This is a genomic window from Cryobacterium sp. Y57 (assembly GCF_002929505.1).
Taxonomy (GTDB): Bacteria; Actinomycetota; Actinomycetes; order Actinomycetales; family Microbacteriaceae; genus Cryobacterium.
Genome location: NZ_PJJL01000066.1, coordinates 70,100 through 87,729 on the forward strand (window position 1 = coordinate 70,100; position 17,630 = coordinate 87,729).

Annotated in this window: 17 protein-coding genes; 15 read left to right on the forward strand and 2 right to left on the reverse strand. The window is 65.7% G+C overall.

All coding sequences use genetic code 11. The annotated features are described in order from the left end of the window. Positions 1–39 precede the first annotated feature (39 nt). The 7 genes from CXY72_RS09240 to CXY72_RS09265 all read left to right on the forward strand — a co-directional run bounded on the left by CXY72_RS09240 (position 40) and on the right by CXY72_RS09265 (position 7,294). A complete protein-coding gene (locus tag CXY72_RS09240) occupies positions 40–1,560 on the forward strand; it encodes an ABC transporter ATP-binding protein (RefSeq protein WP_104127405.1) in 1,521 nt (506 codons plus the stop codon). Next, the gene (locus CXY72_RS09245) at positions 1,557–2,831 is read left to right on the forward strand and encodes an ABC transporter permease (RefSeq protein WP_104127406.1); all 1,275 of its coding nucleotides are present in this window, start codon (positions 1,557–1,559) and stop codon (positions 2,829–2,831) included. The genes CXY72_RS09240 and CXY72_RS09245 overlap by 4 nt, the downstream gene beginning before the upstream one ends. Then, positions 2,828–4,120 carry an ABC transporter permease gene (locus CXY72_RS09250; protein WP_104127407.1) on the forward strand — a complete coding sequence of 431 codons (1,293 nt, stop codon included), beginning with the start codon at positions 2,828–2,830 and terminating at the stop codon, positions 4,118–4,120. Before CXY72_RS09245 ends, CXY72_RS09250 begins: the two co-directional genes overlap by 4 nt. A gap of 5 nt (positions 4,121–4,125) precedes the next feature. Continuing rightward, positions 4,126–4,542 carry a cytidine deaminase gene (locus tag CXY72_RS09255; protein ID WP_370446245.1) on the forward strand — a complete coding sequence of 139 codons (417 nt, stop codon included), beginning with the start codon at positions 4,126–4,128 and terminating at the stop codon, positions 4,540–4,542. Further along, positions 4,539–5,843 (forward strand): thymidine phosphorylase, encoded by a 1,305-nt coding sequence (locus CXY72_RS09260; protein WP_104127408.1) that lies wholly within the window; start codon positions 4,539–4,541, stop codon positions 5,841–5,843. Before CXY72_RS09255 ends, CXY72_RS09260 begins: the two co-directional genes overlap by 4 nt. Before the next feature lie 301 nt (positions 5,844–6,144). Next, positions 6,145–6,261 carry a type IV toxin-antitoxin system AbiEi family antitoxin domain-containing protein gene (locus CXY72_RS20405; RefSeq protein WP_304466362.1) on the forward strand — a complete coding sequence of 39 codons (117 nt, stop codon included), beginning with the start codon at positions 6,145–6,147 and terminating at the stop codon, positions 6,259–6,261. Between the two features lie 46 nt (positions 6,262–6,307). Beyond that, on the forward strand, positions 6,308–7,294 hold the full coding sequence (locus CXY72_RS09265) for an aldo/keto reductase (protein WP_104127409.1): 987 nt from the start codon (positions 6,308–6,310) through the stop codon (positions 7,292–7,294). A gap of 229 nt (positions 7,295–7,523) precedes the next feature. On the opposite strand, the gene CXY72_RS09270 is transcribed toward CXY72_RS09265, so the two are convergent. Together CXY72_RS09270 and CXY72_RS09275 are read right to left on the reverse strand one after the other, a co-directional pair. Then, complete coding sequence (locus CXY72_RS09270) at positions 7,524–8,339, reverse strand: aldo/keto reductase (RefSeq protein WP_104127410.1); 816 nt, start codon at positions 8,337–8,339, stop codon at positions 7,524–7,526. Between the two features lie 24 nt (positions 8,340–8,363). After that, entirely contained in the window at positions 8,364–9,572 is a 1,209-nt protein-coding gene (locus CXY72_RS09275) for an MFS transporter (protein WP_104127411.1), read from the reverse strand. A gap of 170 nt (positions 9,573–9,742) precedes the next feature. Here CXY72_RS09275 and CXY72_RS09280 point away from each other — a divergent pair, with 170 nt between their 5' ends. The 8 genes from CXY72_RS09280 (at position 9,743) to CXY72_RS09315 (ending at position 17,581) form a co-directional block, all read left to right on the forward strand. Beyond that, complete coding sequence (locus CXY72_RS09280; RefSeq protein ID WP_104127412.1) at positions 9,743–10,726, forward strand: siderophore-interacting protein; 984 nt, start codon at positions 9,743–9,745, stop codon at positions 10,724–10,726. Then, positions 10,723–11,775 (forward strand): iron ABC transporter permease, encoded by a 1,053-nt coding sequence (locus CXY72_RS09285; protein ID WP_104127413.1) that lies wholly within the window; start codon positions 10,723–10,725, stop codon positions 11,773–11,775. Before CXY72_RS09280 ends, CXY72_RS09285 begins: the two co-directional genes overlap by 4 nt. Further along, on the forward strand, positions 11,775–12,830 hold the full coding sequence (locus tag CXY72_RS09290) for an iron chelate uptake ABC transporter family permease subunit (RefSeq protein ID WP_104127414.1): 1,056 nt from the start codon (positions 11,775–11,777) through the stop codon (positions 12,828–12,830). The genes CXY72_RS09285 and CXY72_RS09290 overlap by 1 nt, the downstream gene beginning before the upstream one ends. Further along, positions 12,830–13,669, forward strand: a complete 840-nt coding sequence (locus CXY72_RS09295) for an ABC transporter ATP-binding protein (RefSeq protein WP_104127415.1) — start codon at positions 12,830–12,832, stop codon at positions 13,667–13,669. Before CXY72_RS09290 ends, CXY72_RS09295 begins: the two co-directional genes overlap by 1 nt. A gap of 78 nt (positions 13,670–13,747) precedes the next feature. Further along, the gene (locus tag CXY72_RS09300; RefSeq protein ID WP_104127416.1) at positions 13,748–14,749 is read left to right on the forward strand and encodes an iron-siderophore ABC transporter substrate-binding protein; all 1,002 of its coding nucleotides are present in this window, start codon (positions 13,748–13,750) and stop codon (positions 14,747–14,749) included. Positions 14,750–14,915: 166 nt separating this feature from the next. After that, positions 14,916–15,809 (forward strand): ABC transporter substrate-binding protein, encoded by an 894-nt coding sequence (locus CXY72_RS09305; protein ID WP_104127417.1) that lies wholly within the window; start codon positions 14,916–14,918, stop codon positions 15,807–15,809. Between the two features lie 21 nt (positions 15,810–15,830). Beyond that, on the forward strand, positions 15,831–16,814 hold the full coding sequence (locus CXY72_RS09310) for an amino acid ABC transporter permease (protein WP_104127418.1): 984 nt from the start codon (positions 15,831–15,833) through the stop codon (positions 16,812–16,814). Then, entirely contained in the window at positions 16,814–17,581 is a 768-nt protein-coding gene (locus CXY72_RS09315; protein WP_104127419.1) for an amino acid ABC transporter ATP-binding protein, read from the forward strand. Before CXY72_RS09310 ends, CXY72_RS09315 begins: the two co-directional genes overlap by 1 nt. Positions 17,582–17,630: the final 49 nt, after the last annotated feature.

Genomic DNA, 17,630 nt, shown 5'->3' on the forward strand with positions numbered 1-17,630 from the left:
GTACAGTTTCGCCGTGCTCGACCCAAGAATTCAGGATGAATGAAGCTCGAACTTCGCGGCATCACCAAGCGCTTTGGTGCGCTGGTCGCCAACAACAACATCTCCCTCACCGTCGAGTCGGGTGAAATTCATGCCCTTTTGGGTGAGAATGGCGCTGGCAAGTCCACCCTGATGAACGTTTTGTACGGCCTGTATATCGCCGAAGAAGGCGATATTCTGCTGGACGACGTGGTGCAGAAGTTTGCTGGCCCTGGCGACGCTATGAACGCGGGAATCGGCATGGTGCACCAACACTTCATGCTCGTTCCGGTGTTCACTGTCGCCGAGAATGTCGTGCTTGGCCACGAGCAAACCACCTTCGGCGGCCGCCTCGACCTGAGCGCGGCCCGGGCCAAAGTGCGCGAGATCTCCGACCGTTTCGGCTTCGACATCGACCCCGACGCCCTGATCGAAGAACTTCCGGTCGGCGTGCAGCAGCGAGTGGAGATTATCAAGGCGCTGTCTCAGGATGCGAAGGTGCTGGTGTTCGACGAACCGACCGCCGTGCTCACTCCGCAAGAAACCGACGAGCTCATGATCATCATGCGACAGCTCGCCGAGTCCGGCACCTCGATCGTGTTCATCACGCACAAACTGCGGGAGGTGCGCGCCGTCGCCGACCGCATCACCGTCATCCGCTTGGGAACCGTCGTCGGTGACGCGTCGCCAACCGCGACGAACGCGGAGCTGGCCTCGCTCATGGTCGGCCGCGCCGTCGAGCTGACGGTGCACAAGAACGCTCCCGAACTGCGCGGACCCGCCCTGACGGTGAAGAACCTCTCGGTGATCGACTCTCGCAACCAGAGCGTCGTGAACAATGTGAGCTTCGACGTGCAGGCCGGCGAGGTGCTCGCCATCGCCGGCGTGCAGGGCAACGGTCAAACCGAGCTGACCGAAGCCCTGCTCGGCCTGCAGCATCACGTGACCGGATCAATCGAACTCGACGGAAAACCGTTGCGCGGCTACAGCGTGCGGCACATTCTTGATTCTGGAGTCGGGTTCGTGCCCGAAGACCGCACCGAGGACGGCCTGATCGCCGACTTCAGCATCGCTGAGAACCTCATGCTCGATCGCAGTTCCGGGGCGCCGTTCGTGAAGGCCGGCAATCTGCAGCTGGGATTTCGGGCTAAATTCGCCGCGGAAAAGATTGCGGAATTCGATATTCGGTCGCAGGGCAGTGAGATGGAAGCCGGCCGGCTGTCCGGCGGCAACCAACAGAAGGTCGTGCTCGCGCGGGAACTGAGCCGAGAACTGCGATTGTTCGTGGCGGCGCAGCCGACGCGCGGCCTCGATGTCGGGTCGATCGAATTCGTGCACACGCGCATCATTGAAACCCGGGACTCAGGCATTCCGGTGATCGTTGTATCCACCGAGCTCGACGAGGTCGTCGCTCTCGCAGACCGCATCGCGGTGATGTATCGAGGAGAAATCGTGGGAATCGTGCCCGGCAACACCCCCCGCGCCACGCTCGGCCTCATGATGGCGGGCGAACACGCCCCGGCAACGGAGTCCGGACTATGAGCGCCACGACGACGACTGCACCGGCGGGCCGTGACAGCAGGAAGGACGGTTCCGAGCGCTGGACCCAGACCCTGCGTGACATCACCGGCGGCAGCGCCATGATCTCCGTCCTCGCTGTTCTCTTCGCGCTTGTGGTCGGTGCCATACTGATTGCGTTCACCAACGAACGCGTACAGGAGACCGCCGGATACTTCTTCTCGCGTCCGACCGACCTGCTTCGAGCCGTCTGGGACGCTGTCGCGGGGGCGTACTCCGCCCTGTTCCAAGGTTCGATTTACAACTTCCGCGCCACGAACTTTCTCACCGCGATTCGCCCAATGACCGAGACTCTCACCTTCGCTACCCCGCTGATCGCGGCCGGTCTCGGTGTCGGACTCGCTTTCCGGGTCGGCATGTTCAATATCGGCGGCCGCGGGCAGATGCTCATCGCTGCCGGGGCCGCCGGGTGGGTTGCCTTCGCGGTGGAGCTGCCCGCTGGCATCCATTTGATCGTTGCCATTCTGGCCGGACTGCTCGGCGGCGCCATCTGGGGCGGAATCGTGGGCCTGCTCAAGGCGCGTACCGGAGCCCACGAGGTGATCGTCACGATCATGCTCAACTTTGTGGCCCTCTATCTCATTCAGTTCCTGCTGCGTACCCCGGGTGCCCTGCAGGCTCCAGGGAGCAACAACCCGAAGACCCCGGCCATGGCGGCCACCGCGGTGTTTCCTGACCTGTTCGGGCCGAGGTACAACCTGCACGCCGGTTTTCTCACGGTCGTCGCGGCCACGATTTTCGTCTGGTGGTTGCTGAGTCGCTCCAACCTCGGGTTTCAGTTTCGCGCCGTCGGGCAAAACCCGAGCGCGGCTCGGGTGGCCGGCATCAACGTGAAGAACGTCTACCTGTATGCGATGGCCATCTCGGGCGCGCTCGTGGGCCTGGCCGGCATCAATCAGGTGCTCGGCACGGTGACCACCGGGTTCGGGTCCGGCATCGACGCTGGTATCGGCTTCGACGCCATCACCGTCGCCCTGCTCGGTCGTTCAAAACCCTGGGGCATCTTCGCCGCCGGCATCCTCTTCGGTGCATTCAAAGCCGGTGGGTTCGCCATGCAGGCTGCTGAGGGTGTGCCGATCGATATCGTCGTGGTCGTGCAGGCTCTCATCGTGCTGTTCATCGCGGCCCCGCCGCTGGTGCGCGCCATGTTCCACCTGCCCACACCCGGCACTTCCAGGAAACCGACAATTCGCGCTGTCAAGACGCGCCAGACCAACGAGGTGGTGGCGAAATGAGCACTCTCACACAGAGCTCCGCTCCGGCTTCGGCCCCGATCGTGAAGCCAACGGCGCAGATTCGCAGTTGGAAGATTCCGATCACCTTCGGCAGTTTTGCCGTGCTGTCGCTGATTCTGTTCGTCGTACTCGGGCGCGGCCAGCGCGGTGAACTCAGCACCTTCCGCCTGTCCGAAGGACGCGACCTGATTCAACTCCCCGAGGTTGCCCTGCCGACCTTCGCTACCGGAATGTTCGTCGCCGTCGTCCTCGTGCTCATGGCCGCGGCGTCGGCCTGGCTGGTCTACCGTCATGCCAAGATTCCGATCGTGTTGACCATCCCGTTCGCGCTGCTGTTCCTGGTCGGATTTCTGGCTTGGGCGGCGTCCGGCTCCACGATTCCGGTGCCCGGACTGCTGATCGGAACGGTTACCCTGAGCGCACCGCTCATCTTTGGCGCCCTCGGCGGGGTGCTCTCAGAACGTGCCGGCGTCGTCAACGTGGCCATTGAGGGGCAGCTGCTGGCCGGAGCTTTCAGCTCGGCCGTTGTGGCCTCCGCCACGGGCAACTCCTACCTCGGCCTGCTCGCGGCCATGGTCGCCGGTGCTCTCGTGTCGATGGTGCTGGCCGCCTTCGCTCTCAAATACCTCGTCGATCAGGTCATCGTCGGTGTCGTGCTCAACGTGCTCGTGATCGGCCTGACCAGTTTTCTCTATTCGCAGGTGCTCGCGCCGAGCGCCAACCTCAACTCTCCGAATGTCTTTGCCCGGCTCAACGTTCCGTTCCTCAGCGAGATCCCCATCATCGGTCCGGTGCTGTTTCGCCAGACCATCATCGTTTACGTCATGTACGTCGCGATTGCCCTGGTGTATTTCGGTCTGTTTCGCACCAAGTGGGGCCTGCGCGTGCGGGCCGTGGGTGAGCATCCGCAGGCTGCCGACACGGTCGGCATCAATGTCAACCGCACGCGCTTCATCGCCGTCACCCTGGGCGGCGTCATCGCCGGATTTGGCGGGGCGTACTTCACGCTCGGCGCGGTCGGTGCATTCAACAAAGAAATGACCAGCGGGATGGGCTTCATCGCCCTGGCCGCGGTGATCTTCGGCCAGTGGCATCCGATCAAGGCCACCCTCGCGGCGCTCCTGTTTGGCTTCGCGACCAACCTGCAAAACGTGCTGGGTATCATCGGCTCGCCGGTGCCGAGCGAATTCATGCTCATGTTGCCCTACGTCGTGACGATCTTCGCTGTCGCCGGGTTCGTCGGCCGCTCGCGGGCGCCCGCCGCCGACGGAAAGCCATACATCAAGTGATTACGGTGACCGTCAACTGGCCCGCCCTGCGTGAGGTCGCCCTCGCCGCCATGAAGACGGCCTACGTGCCGTACTCGAAGTTTCCGGTCGGTGTTGCCGCGCTCGTCACAGACGGGCGGATCATCAGCGGATGCAACGTGGAGAATGCCTCCTACGGCCTCACCCTCTGCGCCGAGTGCGGTCTGGTCTCGGCGCTCCACCGTAGCGGCGGTGGCCAGCTCGTCGCGTTCACCTGCGTCGATGGCAATGGCAACATCCTCATGCCGTGCGGTCGCTGCCGGCAGCTGCTCTACGAACACTCCGCTCCGGGCATGCTGCTCGAAACGGTGTCGGGCGTCAAGACCATCGACGAGGTGCTTCCGGATGCGTTCGGGCCTCGCCAACTCGCCGACTACCGCGTTGTCAAGGAGTCCACGCCATGACCGCCATCGAAGCGTTTGACGCCGTCGACCTCATTCATACCAAGCGCGATCGCGGCGAACTCAGCGAGCCGCAGATCAACTGGCTGATCGACGCCTACACGCGTGGTTTTGTCGGTGATGAGCAGATGGCCGCCATGACCATGGCCATCTTTCTTAACGGCATGAGCCGAAGCGAGATTCGTGCGCTGACCATGGCCATGCTCGCGAGCGGCGAGCGGATGAGTTTTGCCGGCCTCGGCAAGCCGACCACCGACAAGCACTCCACCGGCGGTGTCGGCGACAAGATCACCCTGCCGCTGATGCCGCTCGTCGCGGTGTTCGGCGCGGCCGTTCCGCAGCTCTCCGGCCGTGGCCTTGGCCATACCGGAGGTACCCTCGACAAGCTCGAGTCCATTCCAGGCTGGCGTGCCAATCTCACCAACGCCGAGATGCGGAAGCAGTTACAGGACTTCGGCGGGGTGGTGTGCGCGGCCGGCAGCGGATTGGCTCCGGCCGACGGTAAGCTCTACGCCCTGCGCGACATCACCGGCACGGTCGAGTCGATTCCGCTGATCGCGTCGTCGATCATGTCGAAGAAGATCGCCGAGGGCACCCGTGCGCTCGTGCTCGACGTGAAGTTCGGCTCCGGTGCCTTTCTCAAAGACATCGAGCGGTCGCGGGAACTGGCGCGCACGATGGTCGAGCTCGGCGAAGATGCCGGGGTGGCGACATCCGCTCTGCTGACCAACATGAACGTGCCGCTCGGTTTCGCCATCGGAAACGCCAATGAGGTGCGCGAGTCGGTCGAGGTGCTCGCTGGCGGCGGCCCGGCCGACGTGGTCGAGCTCACCGTCGCCCTGGCAGAGGAGATGCTGTCCCTGGCCGGGATCACCGGCGTCGACGTGGGCGCGGCCCTCACGGACGGTCGGGCTATGGATAAGTGGCGCGCGGTGATTCGGGCGCAGGGCGGCGACCCGGATGCCGCGTTGCCGGTCGCCCGCGAAACCCACGTCGTGCTCGCCGAGAGGAGCGGCGTGCTGGTCGAACAGCAGGCACTGCCCTTCGGCATCGGCGCCTGGCGGCTCGGGGCTGGCCGGGCGCGCAAGCAAGATCCCGTGCAGCATGCCGCCGGAATCGACCTGCACGCCAAGCCCGGTGACACCGTCGTGGCAGGTCAGCCGCTCTTCACACTCAGTGCCGACGAGCCCGAGCGGTTCGCCCGGGCGCTTGCCGCCGTCGAGGGAGCCTGGCGCATCGGTGACCCGGGGGAGCCCGTGCAGGATGGCGGTCCGTTGATCGCGGAACGCATCGGGAGCCGCTAGCGCGGCGCCCTCTTGCGCCCCAATAGTGGCGTGAGATGTCAACCTTGGCCCCTTGATCTTGGTGAGGTGCCACTTTTGGCCGCTTGACGCGCTTTCATGGTGTTAAAGGTGGCATCTCGCCTGGATCGGGAGGTGCTGTTGGGGTTAAAGGTGGCATCTCGCCGGGGTCGGGCAGTGCTCGTCGGGCTAACGGGGGCGCCTCGCGTGGCTCACGCGACGTTTCAGGGCGAGATCGCATACGACTGCCCGCAACCCTGTGGATAACTGCCGGGCCGGTCGTCGACCGTGGCACTCTCAGGCCATGAATATCCCAACTTCCCTCCCTCCCGGCTTCGAGTCCGGAGCGTTCACCTCTGCCGAGGCGCTGGCAGCGGGCATCTCGGCTAAGCGCCTGCGGTCGCGCGGGTGGCGCCCGTAGCTTCGCCGCCGTCACAAAACGGGGCGCCGGTGCCTAAGCTGGGGGCATGCAAAAACGAATCCTCGGAAGAACCGGCCGCACTGTTTCTGTGATTGGTCTCGGCACCTGGCAGCTCGGGGGCGATTGGGGCGCCGTGACTGACGCCGACGCGACCGCCGTGCTGGCGGCATCCGCTGATGCCGGAATCACCTTCTTCGACACAGCGGATGTCTACGGTGACGGCCGCAGCGAGCGTTTGATCGGGCAGTTTCTCGCGAACGGCGCTTCAGGTGCTGAAATCACCGTCGCCACCAAAATGGGCCGCCGCGCCGAACAGCTGCCGGAGAATTTTGTGCTCGCCAATTTTCGCGAGTGGACCGACCGGTCGCGCACCAACCTCGGCAGGGATACCCTCGACCTCGTGCAACTGCATTGCCCGCCGAGCGCGGTCGTTGAATCCGGCGAGGTGTACGACGCGCTCGACACCCTCGTCAGCGAGGGTGTCATCAAGAACTATGGTGTGAGCGTGGAGACCTGCGACCAGGCTCTCGCCGCGATCAGCCGCCCGGGCGTCGCCACGGTGCAGATCATCCTGAACGCTTTTCGGCTCAAGCCGCTCGAGCAGGTGCTGCCCGCCGCGCGCGCTGCCGGGGTGGGCATCATCGCCCGGGTTCCGCTGGCCAGCGGGCTGCTCACCGGCAAATATTCTCACGAGACCGTCTTCGCCGACAGCGACCATCGAAACTTCAACCGTGACGGCAGCCATTTCGACGTCGGCGAGACCTTCTCCGGCGTCGACTTCGAGGTCGGCCTGGAGGCCGCCATCGAGTTCACTGCCCTGGCCCCGGTCGGCCTCACCCCGGCCCAGGCCGCACTGGCGTGGGTCGCCCAGATCGACGGCGTGAGCACCGTCATCCCGGGAGCCCGTTCGGTCGCGCAAGCGCAGGCCAATGCCGCCGCCGGCGTAACTGAGCCGCTGGGCGTCGCCTTCAACGAGGGCGTTCAGGACATCTACGACCGGCTCCTGCGGGAGCAGATCCACCCGCGCTGGTGAATCCGACCGGCCCCGGTTGAGGCCCGGGATCAGCCGGTCATTCCAATGCGTCAGGGTCGCCGCGGCTGTCGACGGGCCGGCTTCGGAGGACGACACCGGCGCGACTGCACGCAGGACGTTCACGATCAGGGTCCGCCCAGCATAGCGTCAAACATCTGAGCCCGATGATGACGATAAGCGGTTGGGCCTACGACCACCTCCCGCGGTTCCGGGCTCGGCCCGCGGCCGCTCAGTCGAGGTCGTCGGGGTCCTTACCGGTGCGCTCGCCGCTGTCGAGTGCCGCAATCGCCGCAAGATCCTGCGGATCGAGCACAATGTCGAACACGTCAATGTTGGCGCGAATGCGCGCTGGTGTGACCGACTTGGGAATGACAATGTTGCCGAGCGACAGGTGCCAGGCGATCACGATCTGCGCCGCCGATTTGCCGTGCCTGGCGCCGATCGCGTCGAGGATCGGGTTGCCGATCGCGCGCCCGCGGGCCAGCGGTGACCACGCTTCGGTACGGATGCCGCGGGCCGCGTCATACACGCGCACTTCGGTTTGCGGCAACCACGGGTGCAACTCCACCTGGTTGAGCACGGGCACGACCTCGGTCTCGGCCAGGAGCCGGTCGAGGTGGTGCGGGTGAAAATTGGAAACGCCGATCGAGCGGGCCCGGCCCGTGGCGCGGATCGCTTCGAGGGCGCGATAGGTGTCGACATAGCGGTTCTGCTTCGGGGCCGGCCAGTGGATCAGGTACAGGTCGACGTAGTCCAGGCCCAGCTTGGCGAGGCTCTCGTCGAAGGCTTTCAACGTTTTGGCGTAGCCGTGGCGGTCATTCCAGACTTTGGTCGTCACGAACACGTCTTCCCGAGGCACACCGGAACGCATGAGTCCCTGCCCGACGCCGACCTCGTTCTCGTAGAGCGCGGCGGTGTCGACGTGACGGTACCCGGCGTGGAGCGCGACCTGCACGGTTTCGGCGGCGAGGTCATCCGCTACCTTGTACACCCCGAGACCGAGCTGGGGAATCAGGTGGCCGTCGTTGAGGGTGAGTGAGTTCATCCCTTCATGCTAGGAGAACAGGGGCTAGGAAACCTGCACCTGAATGGGCTCGGTATCGGGGATGGGGCTGATGTCCCGGCCACGCAGGTCGGGGTGCCAGCGACGACCGAGCGCGGGAATGATGCAGCCGAGGGCGGCGAAGCCCGCGGCGACATAGATCGCCGAGACCGGTCCGGATTGGTCGATCGAGAACCCGGCAATGGCAGAGCCCATAGCGGCGCCGATCAACTGGCCGGTACCGACCCAGCCGTAGGCCTCGGCGGTGTCGCTGAACTTCACGCTCGCCGAGACGATGCCGAACAAGACCGCGAAGGCGGGGGCGATGCCGACCCCGGCCACGAGCAAGGCCAGGGACAGCCACCAGAAGGTGAGCCAGAGGCTTGCCAGGGCCAGTCCGATCGTGACGATGAGCATGCGGGAGGCCAGTGCCCACGGCCCGATCGGGGTGTGGCCGAGCGCGAGCCCGCCGATCAGGGAACCGACGGCGAAGATGCCCAGCACCCAGCCAGCGTCAGCGCTGCCATGCCCGAACACCGCGACCACTCCGGCTTCGACGGCGGCGCAGGCGGCGACGAGGGTGAACCCGACGATGGTGCTGAGCAGCACAGCGGGCTTTTTCAGCACCACACCGAGCTTGCGGCGGCTGCGCGGAATGCGCACCCGCCCCACCTCCGGCAGGGAGACGAACCAGATTCCGCCGGCGACCAGAAAGAATGCGGCGAGCAGGATGCCCGCGGTCGTCGAAACCTGCAGCGCCACGAAGGTCGCGATGACGGGGCCGAGTACCCAGATGATCTCCTGCGCCGAGGCGTCGAGTGAGAACAGCGGGGTGAGCTGGCGAGAGTTGACGATTTTGGGATAGATGGTGCGCACGGCCGGCTGAATCGGCGGCGTTGACAGGCCGGCCACGAATCCGATGAGCATGAGGCTCAGCACCGACAGCGGAACCAACGCCATAACGACGATCGACACCGCGCAGATGAACATGGTCGCGATGATCACCGGGCGCATTCCGAGCTGTCCCATCAGACGACTGGTGAGGGGGCCCGCGATGGCCTGGCCGATGCTCATTGCGCCGAGAACCAGCCCGGCAGCACCATAGGAATCAAAGATCTGCTCGATGTGAATGAGAAAAGCGAGTGAGAGCATGCCGAACGGAAAACGGGCCGTCAGCTGCGCGCCGATCAGGCGGGACACGCCGGGGGTGCGCAGGAGCGTCCAGTAACTTTTCACAATGATTTCAGTCTACGGTCGTGCGCGTCGATAACCGGGGCGTCGCCACTGGGACGCTCAGACTGGGACGCTCAGACTGGGGCAGTGAAATCGGGGGAGACAGGTGGCCATGCTGAGTCCCTGGGCGACAGAGCGGCCCACTGTGAGGCAAGGCATGCCATACTTAGGTAATGCTTACCTTACCGATTCGGAGCAGATTGGGCGCCCCGGCGGTCACTGACCGCCCGGCTTACCGGCCCTACCGGGGCACCGTGGTCGGCATTCGCGCGCTGAGTGATCATTTCACCCGGGTGACGTTTTTCGGGGCGCAGTTCGATACCTTCGGCACGGCGGGGCTCGATCAGCGCATCAAAATAGTGTTACCGCTGCCCGGCTGCGGCCTGTCCGATATCGGCGAAGATGATGAACGCGCCGGCGCCGACGCCGACGGCACCTGGTACGACCGCTGGCGTGCGTTGCCCGACGCCGAACGTAACCCCCTTCGCACCTACACGATTCGAGCAGTGCGCCCCGAAGCGCGCGAAATCGATGTGGATTTCGTGACCCACGCCGGCCACGGCGCCCCCGGGCCGGCCGCGCGCTGGCTGCAGGCTGCGTCCATCGGGAGTGACGTAGTCATCGTCGGCCCCGACGAACGCAGCCCGGATCGTGCGATCGGCCTCGACTGGCACCCGGCCCATGGGACCGACCTGCTGCTGGCCGGTGATGAAACCGCCGCCCCTGCTATCTGCAGCATCCTCGAGAGCCTGCCCGCTGGCCGCCGCGCCCGCGCCTTCATCGAGGTGCCTGTCGAAGCGGATGCCCTACCCCTCGTGTTACCGACCGGTTGTGAGATCACCTGGCTGGCCCGCGATACAGCGCCGCACGGAGAACGCCTGGATGCAGCCGTACGGGACTGGGTCGCCGACAACGACGCGCTGATCAATCTGGCGGTCGCCGCACACGCGCAGCCGCTCGTCGAGGTCGACGTGGACTGCGACCGGCTCTGGGAATCACCGAACGACGAAAGCGGCACCGGTTTCTACGCCTGGCTTGCCGGCGAATGCGGCATGATCAAATTGCTTCGACGTTTTCTGGTGAGCGAAACCGGCATCGACCGTTCACGGGTGGCTTTCATGGGTTACTGGCGGCGGGGCCGGTCCGAAGCTCAATGACCCGGACTCTCGAACGACCTGCACCCGCTGCACCGGCGCCGGCCCGCGTTCACCCGCGCCGCGTCGTCATCGGCTTCATCATGGCGCTCGTGCTGCTGGGGCTCAGTATCGCCGCGTCGCTCCTCGTCGGCACCCGCGAGATCTCCCCGGTCACCGTGTGGAGCGCGCTGTTCAACCCGGACCGCACCCTGACCGACCACACCGTCATCCTCGACCTGCGAGTGCCGCGCACGGTCGTGGGCCTACTGGCAGGCCTCGCCCTCGGCCTGGCCGGCGCCCTCATGCAGGGCGTCACCCGCAACCCGCTCGCCGACCCCGGCCTACTCGGCGTCAATGCCGGAGCCTCCCTGTTCGTCGTTGCCGGCATCGCCTGGTTCGGCGTGACGTCCTCGCTCGGCTACGTCTGGTTCGCCTTCGCCGGCGCCGCTGTGGCGGCAACGATCGTCTACCTGATCGGATCGCTCGGCCGTGAAGGCGCGACGCCGGTGAAGCTCGCCCTCGCCGGAACCGCGCTGACGGCAGCGTTCACCTCGCTCATCACGATCGTGTTACTGGCCGACTCCGAGGCTTTCGACCGCTACCGATTCTGGGCGGCCGGCTCTCTCGTCGCCCGCGGCCTCGACGCCGCCCTACCGCTGGCCCCGTTCATCCTGGTGGGGACGATTCTCGCCATCGTGGCCGCCCGCATGCTCAATACCCTCGCCCTCGGCGACGATCTCGCCCGTGGTCTCGGCCAGAACCTGGTCACCGCACGCATCGTCTGCGCCGTCGCGATCGTGCTGCTGTGTGGCTCGGCGACCGCGATGGCCGGTCCGATCGTGTTCGTCGGCCTCGCCGTGCCGCACGTGGCCCGCTGGATCACCGGCCCCGACTACCGGCTCATCATCGCGTTCTCCGCTTTCTTCGGGCCCACCCTGCTCGTCACGGCGGACGTACTCGGCCGCATCATCGCCCAGCCGGGGGAGATCCAGGCCGGCCTCGTCGTCGCGTTCCTCGGGGCACCGGTACTCATCGCCCTTGTGCGCCGCGTGAAGCTGGCCGGTCTGTGATGACCACCCGCAGCGAGGTGAAAACGGATGTCGCGCCCCTCAGCCACGCGCGCGCCCGGCAGATCAGGCGCGAGCACCGGCTCGTGCTCGCGCTGCTCGGTGCCCTCGTTCTCGTGGCCGCCTTCAGCCTCGCGGTCGGCGCGTACTCGCTGGGCGTGCCCGACCTGCTGCGCACCCTCACCGGTCAGGGCACCCAGAGCGAGAACTTCATCGTGCTCTCGCTGCGCCTACCCCGGCTGACCCTCGCCGTGCTGGTCGGGGTAGCGTTCGCGATCTCTGGCGCACTGTTCCAGACCGTGCTGCGCAATCCGCTCGCGAGCCCCGACATCATCGGGGTCACCGGGGGAGCGAGCGCCGCCGCGGTGTTCGGCATGCTCATCCTCGGTTTCGGAAGCGTCGCCACCTCCCTCGCTGCGTTTGCCGGCGCCAGCATCGTTGCCTGCGCCATCTACCTGCTGGCGGGCCGCGGCGGCGTGGTCGGCTACCGCTTCGTGCTTATCGGCGTTGGCGTCGCGTTCATGGTGCAGGGCCTGCTCGGCTACTTATTGTCCCGCGCCGATCTCAACGACGCCCAGGGCGCTCTGCTCTGGCTAGTCGGCAGCGTCAACGGCGCCGGATGGCAAGAGATCGCGGTCGTGGCCGTCGTGCTACTCGCGCTGCTGCCCGTCGTTCGTGTTCTCAGCGGCCGCCTGCGCGTACTGCAACTCGGCGATGACCTCGCCACGAGCCTCGGCGTCGGTGCCGAACGCACCAGGCTCGTGCTGCTCGTAGTCGCTGTCGCGCTCGCCGCGACGGCGACCGCCGCCGTCGGACCGCTCGCCTTCGTGGCGTTCGTGGCGGCACCGATCGCCCGGCGCCTGCTCGGCACCGGCGGTCTGGCCCTGATTCCCACGGCGCTTATCGGAGCGCTCATCACGACCGTCGCCGACTTCACCGCCCAGCACCTGCTGCCCGGGCAGCTCGAACTGCCTGCCGGAATCATCACGGGAGCCATCGGCGCCCCCTACCTGCTCTGGCTGCTCGCCACCAGCAATACAACCGGAAAGAGCGCCTGATGACCCACCTACTGCGCGCCGAGAGTGTCAGTCTCGGCTATGACCACACTCCCATCATTGAAAACCTCGACCTTGAGATCGTTCACGGTGCCGTCACGGTCATCGTCGGAGCCAACGCCTCGGGCAAGTCCACCCTGCTCAAAGGCCTCGCGCGCCTGCTGAAACCGGATACCGGCCAGGTCACCCTGAACGGGCGCAACATCGCCGCGCTCCCCGCAAAAAAGGTCGCGACCATCGTGGGTCTGCTGCCGCAACAGCCCATCGCGCCCGACGGCATCACCGTGGCAGACCTCATCAGCCGCGGCCGCTACCCGCACCAGGGGTGGTTTCGGCAGTGGTCGAGCACCGACGACACGATCGTCGCCGCAGCAATGGCCGCCACCAACACCCACGAACTCGCCGAGCGCCGCCTCGAAGACCTCTCCGGCGGACAGCGCCAGCGCGTCTGGATCGCCATGGCGCTCGCGCAGGACCCCGAGATTCTGCTGCTCGACGAACCGACCACGTTTCTCGACGTAACCCACCAGATCGAGGTGCTCGACCTTCTGCTCGAGCGCAACCGTGAGCGCGGCACGACCGTCGTGATGGTGCTGCACGACCTCAACCTGGCCGCCCGCTACGCCGACCACCTCGTCGTCATGTGCGCCGGACGCATCGTGGCGAACGGAACGCCCGCCGAGATACTCAGCGCAGACATCGTGCGTAAGGCCTTCGACCTCGACGCCACGATTGTGTCCGACCCGGTCTGCGGCGCGCCCATGGTCGTGCCGATCGGCCGGTTCCACGGACTTGTTCCGCCGGGCTCACCGAGGCTGAACGTCCCTGCCCTTGAGTATTAGCACATCGGAAATTAGGTTAGGCTAACCTTATATTGGCGGGGCACCCTGTCGCCCGCGCCCGACGAACTGGAGAACTTCGTGACCCGACGCCTGACCCTCACGTTTGTTGCCGCAGCGAGCATCCTTGCCCTGGGCCTGAGTGGTTGCACGGCCGCCAACGATACGGCTGACCCTGTCGACGCCGCGGCATCCGGCAGCTTTCCCGTCACCATCGAGCATGCCTTCGGTGAAACCACGGTCGACTCGCAGCCCGCCCGCGTGGTGGCCTGGGGATGGGGCAGCGCCGACGACGCGATCGCGCTCGGCGTGATCCCGGTGGCTATCCCGTTCCAGAGTTACGGTGGCGACGAGAACGGCGTGCTGCCGTGGATCGTCGAGGCCCTTCAGGGTGAAAAGATGCCCGTCGTGCTGCCCGATACCCAGGAGCCGCCCTACGAAGACATCGCAGCAGCAGCCCCCGATGTGATTCTCGCCGCCTACTCCGGCATCACCGAGCAGGAATACGACCTGCTCAGCAAGATCGCCCCCGTTGTCGCCTACCCGGGCGACGCCTGGGCCACCCCGTGGCGCGATCTGATCGAGATCACCGGAACCGCGCTCGGCAAGACCGACGAAGCGAGCGCCCTGCTCGCGTCGATCGACACCGAAATCGCCGACCAGGCCGCCGCGCATCCCGAATTCGCCGGCAAGACCATTGCCCTCACGAGCGACAGCGCCGGCAGCTTCTACGTCTACAAGAAGCACGACCCGCGCGTCGATTTCACCCTCGACCTCGGCTTCGTCAGCGCGCCCGCCGTCGATGAGCTCGCAACCGACGAGGCGAGCTTCTACTACACGCTCAGCTACGAACAGCTCGACCAGCTCGGCAGCGACCTGCTGGTGAACTTCGGTTCCACCCCGGAGGAGTCCGACGCGTTCCTTGCCGCCAGCTACGCGCAGGCCATGCCGCAGGTGCAGGCCGGCACGGTCGCATCCCCGGTCGGCGCGGCCTTCATCACCTCGGTCTCCCCGCCCACGGGACTGTCGTTGTCCTGGGGCCTGGACGACTACGTCGCCCTGCTCGCAGCCGCGGTCAAGTAGGACTGTTTTCGAAACGGATGCGGCCGCATCCGCTCGTCAAAATTTCCCCCCGGGGTAAACGCTCGAATTTGCCGCGCCGCGCGTGCACTAAGCTCGACAGGTCATACCTGCGTGTGGGTTCATCGGCGAACCCACGCATTTTCGACCATCCAGAGAAGGAAGTGCCATGCGCGCACGATACATTATTCCAGCATTCGCTGCCGTCGCCGTCGTGCTGCTGACCGGCTGTGTCGACAACTCCACTCCTGCAGCCACGACGACGCCCGATGCTGCAAGCTCCATTGAAGCGGATCCCGCCGCTGTCGCACTGCTCCCCGCGGACATTAAAAGTGCAGGGGTGCTCGTCGTCGGAACGGACGCGGCCTACCCGCCGAACGAGTTCAAGGACCCGTCCGGTGCACCGATCGGCTGGGGTATCGAGCTCGCCGACGGTATCGCCGCCAAGCTCGGCCTCACCACCAAGTATCAGATCGCGTCGTTCGACACCATCATCCCGAGCATCACCGGTGGCACCGTCGACATTGGCGAATCCTCCTTCACCGACAACCTCGAGCGCGAGAAACAGGTTGACTTCGTCAACTACTACAACGCTGGAATTCTCTGGGCCGCGCCCGTTGGCAACACCGTCGACCCCGACAATGCCTGCGGTCTGACCGTCGCCGTGCAGGACAACACGGTTGAAGAGACCGACGAGCTGCCCGCCAAGAACGCGGCCTGCGTCGCCGCCGGCAAGGAGCCCATCGATGTGCTGCCCTACGGCTCCCAGGACGAAGCGACCAATGCGGTCGTGCTCGGCAAGGCCGATGCCCTCAGCGCCGACTCGCCCGTCACCCTCTACGCCATCAGCAAGGCCGACGGCGAGCTGGAGCCCGCCGGCGAGAGCTTCGACACGGCGCCGTACGGAATCACCGTCGACAAGGGGTCCGAGCTGACGGCGGCCGTGCAGGCCGCCCTGCAGTCCATGGTCGATGACGGCTCCTACGGCAAGATCCTTGACGCCTGGGGTGTCACCGACGGTGGCATCGACACCATCACCATCAACGTCGCCTCCAAAGGCTAGAAAGAGTAAGCGACCCACATCATGACTCACACGACCGCGACCGGCGTCGAGACCGAGCCCGGTATTAAGGCCATCCGCCTGCGCCACCCCTGGCGCAACATCTTCGCGGTCGTGTTACTGATCATCGTTGCGCTGTTCATCACCGATGCGGCGATGCGCCCGGCCTACGACTGGCCGGCGGTCGGCAAGTACCTGTTCGACCAGCGCATCTCGCAGGCGGCGTTCATCACCCTGCAACTCACGGTCTACTCCATGGTCATCGCGATCATCCTCGGAGTGACCCTCGCCATCATGCGGCTCTCACCCAACACGGTCGTCAGCAGCATCGCCTGGGTCTACCTCTGGATCTTCCGTGGTACCCCGGTGTACGTTCAACTCGCATTCTGGGGCCTGATCGGCACGATCTACCAGACCATCGACATCGGGTTGCCCTTCACCGAACCGTGGGTGTCTTTTCCGACCCGCGTCGCGCTGAGCGCGTTCATTCTCGCCATCGTGGGACTGGCCCTGAACGAGGCCGCCTATATGGCCGAGATTGTGCGCGCCGGCCTGCTCTCGGTCGACAGCGGGCAGGAAGAAGCGGCGACCGCGCTGGGTATGAGCTGGTTCCAGACCATGGTGCGCATCATCGTTCCCCAGTCGATGCGGGTGATCATTCCGCCGGCCGGCAACGAGGTCATCTCGATGCTCAAGACCACCTCGCTGGTGACGGCCATTCCGTTCACCCTCGAGCTCTACACACGTTCCCGCGACATCGCCGCAGTGACCTTCGAAACAGTGCCGATGCTCATCGTCGCGTCGATCTGGTACCTGTTCTTCACGTCTATTCTCATGGTCGGCCAGTACTTCCTCGAAAAGCGGTTCGCCCGCGGTATTGGCGACCGTCGCCCAGACAAGAAAGCGGATGACGCGGCCGCGTCGCTCACGGGGGCCACCCCGGTCGTCGGCAGCGGCCAACCCACCGTGGTGCTGCCCCCCACCGACCCGCCCCAGGGAGATCGCTGATGCTCGACACACCCATGGTCGTCGCCGACCGCGTCTCCAAGAGCTTCGGCTCCAACGAGGTGCTCAAGAGCATTTCGCTCGAGGTCAAGCGCGGCGAGGTCATGTGCCTGGTCGGCCCCAGCGGTTCGGGCAAGTCCACCTTTCTGCGTTGCATCAACCATCTCGAAGTCGTCTCGTCCGGGCGGCTCAGCGTCGACGGAGAGCTCATCGGCTACCGCGAGACCAATGACAAGCTCTACGAGATGCACCCGAGGGAAGCGGCCCGGCAGCGCCGGGACATCGGCATGGTGTTCCAGCGGTTCAACCTGTTTCCACACATGACCGCGCTGCAGAACGTGATGGAGGCACCCATCCGGGTCAAGGGCCTGTCGAAGGCCGGGGTCGAGGCCAACGCCCGGACTCTACTGGCGCGGGTCGGTCTCGCCGAACGCGCTGACTACTACCCGGCGCATCTCTCCGGCGGCCAGCAGCAGCGGGTCGCGATCGCCCGCGCCCTGGCGATGGAGCCCAAGCTCATGCTGTTCGACGAGCCCACCAGCGCGCTCGACCCCGAGCTCGTCGGCGAGGTGCTCGACGTCATGCAGGGCCTGGCCCGCGACGGCATGACCATGATCGTGGTCACCCACGAGATGGGTTTCGCCCGTGAGGTCGCCGATTCGCTGGTCTTCATGGACGGCGGAGTCGTCGTCGAGAGCGGCGTGCCCACCGAGGTGCTCGCCAACCCGCAGCACCACCGCACCCAGGCCTTCCTTTCCAAGGTGCTCTAGCCCCACCCACCCCCACCCACACCCGCACCAACGAATGCGGACGGGGCCC

Excerpts from the sequence above, each read along its gene's own strand:
- CXY72_RS09240 (WP_104127405.1), top strand. The coding sequence starts at position 40 with ATGAAGCTCGAACTTCGCGGCATCACCAAGCGCTTTGGTGCGCTGGTC.
- CXY72_RS09245 (WP_104127406.1), top strand. The coding sequence starts at position 1,557 with ATGAGCGCCACGACGACGACTGCACCGGCGGGCCGTGACAGCAGGAAG.
- CXY72_RS09250 (WP_104127407.1), top strand. The coding sequence starts at position 2,828 with ATGAGCACTCTCACACAGAGCTCCGCTCCGGCTTCGGCCCCGATCGTG.
- CXY72_RS09260 (WP_104127408.1), top strand. The coding sequence starts at position 4,539 with ATGACCGCCATCGAAGCGTTTGACGCCGTCGACCTCATTCATACCAAG.
- CXY72_RS20405 (WP_304466362.1), top strand. The coding sequence starts at position 6,145 with ATGAATATCCCAACTTCCCTCCCTCCCGGCTTCGAGTCCGGAGCGTTC.
- CXY72_RS09265 (WP_104127409.1), top strand. The coding sequence starts at position 6,308 with ATGCAAAAACGAATCCTCGGAAGAACCGGCCGCACTGTTTCTGTGATT.
- CXY72_RS09270 (WP_104127410.1), bottom strand. The coding sequence starts at position 8,339 with ATGAACTCACTCACCCTCAACGACGGCCACCTGATTCCCCAGCTCGGT.
- CXY72_RS09280 (WP_104127412.1), top strand. The coding sequence starts at position 9,743 with ATGCTTACCTTACCGATTCGGAGCAGATTGGGCGCCCCGGCGGTCACT.
- CXY72_RS09285 (WP_104127413.1), top strand. The coding sequence starts at position 10,723 with ATGACCCGGACTCTCGAACGACCTGCACCCGCTGCACCGGCGCCGGCC.
- CXY72_RS09290 (WP_104127414.1), top strand. The coding sequence starts at position 11,775 with ATGACCACCCGCAGCGAGGTGAAAACGGATGTCGCGCCCCTCAGCCAC.
- CXY72_RS09295 (WP_104127415.1), top strand. The coding sequence starts at position 12,830 with ATGACCCACCTACTGCGCGCCGAGAGTGTCAGTCTCGGCTATGACCAC.
- CXY72_RS09305 (WP_104127417.1), top strand. The coding sequence starts at position 14,916 with ATGCGCGCACGATACATTATTCCAGCATTCGCTGCCGTCGCCGTCGTG.
- CXY72_RS09310 (WP_104127418.1), top strand. The coding sequence starts at position 15,831 with ATGACTCACACGACCGCGACCGGCGTCGAGACCGAGCCCGGTATTAAG.
- CXY72_RS09315 (WP_104127419.1), top strand. The coding sequence starts at position 16,814 with ATGCTCGACACACCCATGGTCGTCGCCGACCGCGTCTCCAAGAGCTTC.